The 6,020-nt window shown below is 68.7% G+C and carries 6 protein-coding genes and 1 pseudogene; 2 read left to right on the top strand and 5 right to left on the bottom strand.

The annotated features are described in order from the left end of the window. The 5 genes from folK to ACR2JA_RS18580 all read right to left on the bottom strand — a co-directional run. Nucleotides 1-320 (bottom strand): 2-amino-4-hydroxy-6-hydroxymethyldihydropteridine diphosphokinase (gene folK / locus ACR2JA_RS18600; protein WP_434010555.1); only part of this gene is annotated, 320 nt, incomplete at its 3' end. Between the two features lies 1 nt (nt 321). Continuing rightward, nucleotides 322-2,061, bottom strand: a complete 1,740-nt coding sequence (gene pcnB, locus ACR2JA_RS18595) for a polynucleotide adenylyltransferase PcnB (protein ID WP_434010554.1) — start codon at nt 2,059-2,061, stop codon at nt 322-324. Beyond that, on the bottom strand, nt 2,058-2,726 hold the full coding sequence (locus ACR2JA_RS18590; RefSeq protein ID WP_434010553.1) for an HAD family hydrolase: 669 nt from the start codon (nt 2,724-2,726) through the stop codon (nt 2,058-2,060). Before ACR2JA_RS18590 ends, pcnB begins: the two co-directional genes overlap by 4 nt. Then, nucleotides 2,723-3,409: a DnaA regulatory inactivator Hda gene (hda, locus tag ACR2JA_RS18585; protein ID WP_434010552.1), complete on the bottom strand. Its 687-nt coding sequence runs from the start codon at nt 3,407-3,409 to the stop codon at nt 2,723-2,725. The genes ACR2JA_RS18590 and hda overlap by 4 nt, the downstream gene beginning before the upstream one ends. A 17-nt stretch (nt 3,410-3,426) precedes the next feature. Next, nucleotides 3,427-4,542, bottom strand: coding sequence for an AI-2E family transporter (locus ACR2JA_RS18580; protein WP_434010551.1), 1,116 nt, complete (start codon nt 4,540-4,542; stop codon nt 3,427-3,429). A gap of 141 nt (nt 4,543-4,683) precedes the next feature. Between ACR2JA_RS18580 and purM the strand changes: the two genes are divergently transcribed. Both purM and ACR2JA_RS18570 read left to right on the top strand, forming a co-directional pair. Beyond that, nucleotides 4,684-5,721 (top strand): phosphoribosylformylglycinamidine cyclo-ligase, encoded by a 1,038-nt coding sequence (gene purM / locus ACR2JA_RS18575; RefSeq protein WP_434010550.1) that lies wholly within the window; start codon nt 4,684-4,686, stop codon nt 5,719-5,721. A 9-nt stretch (nt 5,722-5,730) separates the two neighbouring features. Next, a pseudogene (locus ACR2JA_RS18570) lies at nt 5,731-6,020 on the top strand (MFS transporter); the annotation flags it as partial.

Below are 6,020 nucleotides of genomic sequence, written 5' to 3'. Positions count from 1 at the left end.
TACAGCAGCAGGTCCAGGTCCAGCGTGCGGGGGGCGTTGCGGTAGGGGCGTTCGCGGCCGTGGGCCAGTTCGATGGCTTGCAGGGCGGCCAGCAGGGCAGGCGCGGTGAGTGTGGTGCTCACTTGGGCCACAGCGTTGAGGTAGTCCGGACCGCTGGAGTCGATGGGAGCGGTGCGGTAGAGGCTGGAGGCCTTGAGCAACCGGATACCCGGCGTGTTGTCCAGGTGGTGCAGCGCGTCGCGCAGGGCCTGAGCGGCATCGCCCAGGTTGGCGCCCAGTGCCACGTAAGCCGTGACTTCGGGGCGCTGCGCGGGCTTCACGTCAGTCACCGGCCGGTGCGGGGCCTGCGTCGCCGCTGCCACCACCGGCTCCACCGCCGCCCGCCGGCTTGCGGCGGCGACGGCGGCGCTTCTTGGCGGGTGCTGCGGCGCCCTCCTCGCCACCCTCGCCTTCATCACCGGCGTCGTGGTCATCGGCGCTGTCTTCATCGGGCGCGAACGCACTGCCGTATGAACGGGCGGGGGCTGGAGCCGCAGGTCGCGGGGCTGGGGCTGGCGCCTCGTCGCCGTCCGCGGTGCGGAAGCGCGGGTCCGCTTCGGGCTGTTCTACCGCAGCGGCCGACGCAGGGTGGTCGGCGTCGGTCTTTTTCACGCGGCGCGCCTTGCCGGGGCCTGCCTTGGGCAGGCCGGCCTTGCGCTGGGCGTCGACCATGTCCTGGCGGTGGTCGTCGTCGGCGGTGCTGAAGGTTTCCCACCAGTGGGCCAGTTCTTCATCGGCCTCGCCGGTCTGCGCGCGCAGGCGCAAGAAGTCGAAGCCGGCGCGGAAGCGCGGCTGGTCGGCCAGGCTGAAGGGGCCGCTGCCCACGCGCTTGTCAAAGCGCGGCTGCATGAGCCAGATCTCGCGCATGTCGGTGCCGAGCTTGCCGCGACCGGACACGTCGCCAATGCGGGCGTCGAACACTTCGTCGACCGCGTCCTGCAGGGCAGCAAAAGGTGTGGGCGGTCGCTGGTTGCCGCGCGGCTTGAGTCGGCGGTCCCAGCCCTGGCGCACGTCGGCCCAGAGCACGCAGGCCAGCAGGAAGCTGGGCGCCACGGGCTTGCCTTCGCCCACGCGGCGGTCGGTGTCTTGCAGGGCGAGTTTGACGAAGGGGTCCTCGCCGCGTTCGACCACCACGTCCAGCAGGGGGTAGATGCCGGTGTTCAGGCCGGTGGACTTGAGCTGGGCGATGCTGGCCAGCGCGTGGCCGGTCTGCAGCAGCTTGAGCATTTCGTCGAACAGGCGGCTTTGCGGCACGTCGGCCAGCAGGTTGCGCGACGAGGCGAGCGGAGCCAGGGTCTTGGGGTCGAAGCTGAAGCCCAGGTGGCTGAGCTTGGCGCCAAAGCGCACGGCGCGGATGATGCGCACCGGGTCTTCGCGGTAGCGGGTGGCGGCGTCGCCGATCATGCGCAGCGTCTTGTTTTTCGCGTCGCGGATGCCGTTGTGGAAGTCGACCACGACCTGCGTCTCGGGGTCGTAGTACATGGCGTTGATGGAGAAGTCGCGCCGTGCGGCGTCCTGCTCGATCGGGCCCCAGACGTTGTCGCGCAGCACGCGGCCGCTGGCGTCCACCGCGTGCTTCATGCCCGAGAGTTCGCCCTTGCTGGTGCGTTCGTTGCCGCTGACCTGCTCGGCATCGGCGCTGTCGAGGTAGGCGCGGAAGGTCGAGACCTCGATGACCTCGTTGTCGCGACCACGGCCGTAGATGACGTGCACGATGCGAAAGCGCCGGCCGATGATGAAGGCGCGGCGGAACAGGTTCTTGACCTGTTCGGGCGTGGCGTTGGTGGCGACGTCGAAGTCCTTGGGGCGCAGGCCCAGCAGCAGGTCGCGCACGGCGCCGCCGACGATGTAGGCCTCGAAACCCGCCTGCTGCAGCGTGTGCACCACGTCCAGCGCGCGCTGGTCGACCAACTTCGGGTTGATGCCGTGCACGCTGGCCGGCACGTCTTCTCGCTTGCCGAACTTGCCAGTGCTCTTGCTGCCGGACTTGCCCAGCAGCTTGTCGATGAATTTCTTGATCATGCGAAGAGGTTCAGGATGCGCCAGCCGCGTTGTGCGGCAATGGCGTGGAGGCGGGCATCCGGGTTGGTGGCCACCGGCTCGTGCACCTTGTCGAGCAGCGGCAGATCGTTGATGGAGTCGCTGTAGAAGGTGCTGTGCTCCACACGCGACCAGTCCAGGCCGCGTTCGGCCAGCCATTGTTCCACACGCGCGACCTTGCCCTCGCGGAACGAGGGCGTGCCGCGGATGGCGCCGGTCGGGTTGCCCTGGGCGTCGCGTTCAAGGTCGATGGCGATCAAATCGGGCACACCGAAGGCCGTGGCGATGGGCCGGGTGACGAATTCGTTGGTGGCGGTGACGATGACCACCTGGTCGCCTGCGGCCTGGTGGCGGCGCACCAGCTCCAGCGCCTGGGGCTGCATGGCGGGGCGGATGATCTCGTCCATGAAGCGCCGGTGCGCGGCGTCGGCGTTGTCGGCACCGTGCTCGGCCAGCGGTGCGACGGAGAAACGGATGTATTCGTGGATGTCCAGTGTGCCGGCCTTGTACTGCTCGTAGAAGGCGTCGTTGGCGCGGGTATGGCTTTCGGCATCGCGCCAGCCGAGCTGGACCGTGAACTGACCCCAAGAGTAGTCGGAGTCGATGGGGATGAGGGTGTGGTCGAGATCGAAAAGGGCCAGTTTCATTCGTTTTCCAGCATGGACTTGATCAGCGGAATGGTGATGGCCCGCTGGGTGCGCAGGGCGTAGGCGTCGAGCTGGTCGAGCAGCATCATCAGACTGGAGAGGTCGCGCGAGAAGCGGTTGAGCATGAAGTCCATGACCTCGTCGCCCAGGAACACGCCGCGCTCGTCGGCCGCCCGGCGCAACACCGAGCGGCGCTCGGCCTCGCCCAGCGCCTTGAGCTGGAACACATGGCCCCAGCCCAGCCGGGTGCGCAGGTCTTCGCGCAATTGCAGGTCGGCCGGCGGCCGGTCGGCGGCGGCCAGCACCCAGCGCGCCGGTCCGTGGGCCGGTGCCTGGGCGTTGACGAACCAGTTGAAGGCGGCGGCCTGTTGCTCGGCGGTGTAGAGGTGCACGTCGTCCAGCAGCACGGCTTCCCAGTGCTCGTCGTATTCACCCGGGTGCAGGGTCTGCGCGTCGAGCCAGCCGACGCGGCCGCCGTGTTCGCGCAGCGCTTCGCGCACCGCGCGCAGCAGGTGCGATTTGCCGCTGCCACCCTCGCCCCACACGAAGGTGGGCACAGGCGAGCGCAGCGGGTTGCCCACCCACAGGCGCAGATGGTCGAGCGCGGCCTCGTTGCTGACGGGCACGAAGTTGTCGAGCGTGGGCACCGGCGCCAGGCCGATGTCGAGCGCCATCTGTTTCATGGGAGCAGGCCCAGAGGTCATGCGTGGGGTTCTTTCGCCTCGGGCCGGACGGCGGTGGCAGCGGTCGCGCCACCGTCGAGGTACAGCGCGCTGTTCAGGTAACGGGTCTTGAGGCGGCGGATGCCCACCAGCAGCACGGCGCTGGCCGGCAGCGCGATCAGCACGCCGACGAAGCCCAGCAGGTGGCCAAAAGCCATCAAGCCGAAGATGACGGCGATGGGGTGCAGGCCGATGCGTTCGCCCAGCAGGCGCGGGGTGACGACCATGCTCTCGACCACCTGCCCCACCGCGTAGACGATACCCACCAGGGCCACGCCCAGCACGGCCTGGAACTGCAGCACCGCCGCCAGCAAAGCCATCACCAGGCCCAGGCCAAAGCCCAGGTAGGGAATGAAGACCGCCAGCCCGGTGAACACGCCGATGGGCAGCGCCAGTTTGAGCCCCACCAGCGCCAGCCCCACGGTGTAGAACACCGCCAGCACGCCCATGACCAGCAGCTGCCCGCGCAGGTACTGGCCCAGCACCTCGTCGGTTTCGTCCAGAAAACCCTGCACCGCCTCGCGCCAGCGCGGCGGGATCAGGCCCTTGGCCCGTTCGACCAGGTTCGCCCAGTCCAGCAAGAGGTAATAGGCCACGATGGGCGCCAGCACCAGGTTGCCGGCCACCGCCATGAGCGCGCTGCCGCCGCTGCGCAGCGACGACAGCAGGCCGTCCAGCAGTTCACCTTCGTGCCCGGTGATGAGTTTCTGCAGCCAGCCGCGCACCAGGGCCACGTCCACCTGCAGCTCCACACCGAAGCGGCCGAGCACCGGCACCAGCCATTCGTTGAGCTTGTCCAGCAGCACCGGCACCTGCTCCTTGAGCAGCGGCACCTGCTTGGTGATCACCGGCACGATCAGCAACAGCACCGCCAGCATCACCAGCATCAGCAACGTCAGCGCCACACCAGCCCCCAGCCAGCGGGGCACGCGCCGCGCGTGCAGGCGCTCCACCGCAGGGTGCAGCGCATAGGCCAGCACACCCGCCAGCAGGAAGGGCATGAGCACCGGCGCCAGCAGCGACAGCACCAGCCAGACCGCCACGGCAATGCCCACCCAGGCGGCGGTGCGGATCTGTTGGGGGGTGAGGGTCATGGAAGGCGGGCTCGGGACGGGCGACGGCGGGACAGGGCGAACCCTTAAAATCAGAGGCAAATTCTAGTCGGCCCCCCGGGTGCCGGCCGGCCGCTTTCCTTGACCCTCCTCCTGTCCGCCCGCACGGCGGCACCTGTTCCCATGACCTCCAGCACCACTCCCCTCTCCTACAAAGACGCCGGCGTTGACATCGACGCGGGCGACGCGCTGGTCGAGCGCATCAAGCCGCTGGCCAAAAAGACCATGCGCGAAGGCGTGCTGGCCGGCATCGGCGGCTTCGGCGCACTTTTCGAAGTGCCCAAGCGCTACCAGGAACCGGTGCTGGTGAGCGGCACCGATGGCGTGGGCACCAAGCTCAAGCTGGCGTTTGAATGGAACCTGCACGACACCGTGGGCATCGACCTGGTGGGCATGAGCGTGAACGACGTGCTGGTGCAGGGCGCCGAACCGCTGTTCTACCTGGACTACTTCGCCTGCGGCAAGCTGGACGTGGACACCGCCGCGGCCGTGGTCGGCGGCATCGCCAAGGGCTGTGAACTGTCCGGCTGCGCCCTGATCGGTGGCGAAACCGCCGAAATGCCCGGCATGTACCCGGCTGGCGAGTACGACCTGGCCGGCTTCTGTGTGGGCGCGGTCGAAAAGTCCAAGATCCTGACCGGCAAGGACGTGAAACCCGGTGACGTGGTGCTGGGCCTGGCCTCCAGCGGCGTGCACTCCAACGGCTTTTCGCTGGTGCGCAAGTGCATAGCGCGCGCCGCGGGCCAGCTGCCCGCCACGCTGGACGGCCAGCCGTTCAAGCAGGCCATCATGGCCCCGACCCGCCTGTACGTGAAGAACGTGCTCGCCACGCTGGCCCAGCACCCGGTCAAGGCCCTGGCCCACATCACCGGCGGCGGCCTGCTGGAGAACATCCCGCGCGTGCTGCCCGAAGGCACGGCCGCCCACCTGAAAAAGGGCAGCTGGCCGCAGACCGAGCTGTTCGCCTGGCTGCAGAAGGTGGCCGGCATCGACGACATCGAGATGAACCGCACCTTCAACAACGGCATCGGCATGGTGGTGGTGATCGACGCCGCCGAAGCCGCCGCCTGCGCCGCCACCCTGCGCGGGCTGGGTGAGACGGTGTACGAGATCGGCGCCATCGCGCCCAAGGGCGAAGGCGCATCGGTGATCGTGGCCTGACCCTGCCCCATGACCGGCGCCCCGACACCCCGGCGCCGGCTCCCCGGTGCCATCTGGGCGCTGGGTTTCGTCAGCCTGCTGATGGACATCTCCTCGGAGCTGATCCACAGCCTGCTGCCGGTGTTTCTGGTCACCGGCCTGGGCGCCAGCATGGTGACCGTGGGCCTGCTCGAAGGCGCGGCCGAAGCGACCGCGCTGATCGTCAAGGTGTTCTCGGGCGCGCTGAGCGACTGGTGGGGCAAACGCAAGCCGCTGGCGCTGCTGGGCTACGGTCTGGGCGCCGCCACCAAACCCCTGTT

Origin of the sequence: Hydrogenophaga sp., from assembly GCF_051007235.1 — a bacterium.
In the GTDB taxonomy this organism is placed as follows: domain Bacteria; phylum Pseudomonadota; class Gammaproteobacteria; order Burkholderiales; family Burkholderiaceae_C; genus Hydrogenophaga.
The sequence above is the reverse complement of the archived record's forward strand: the minus strand, read 5'-3'. Positions and strand labels throughout refer to the sequence as shown.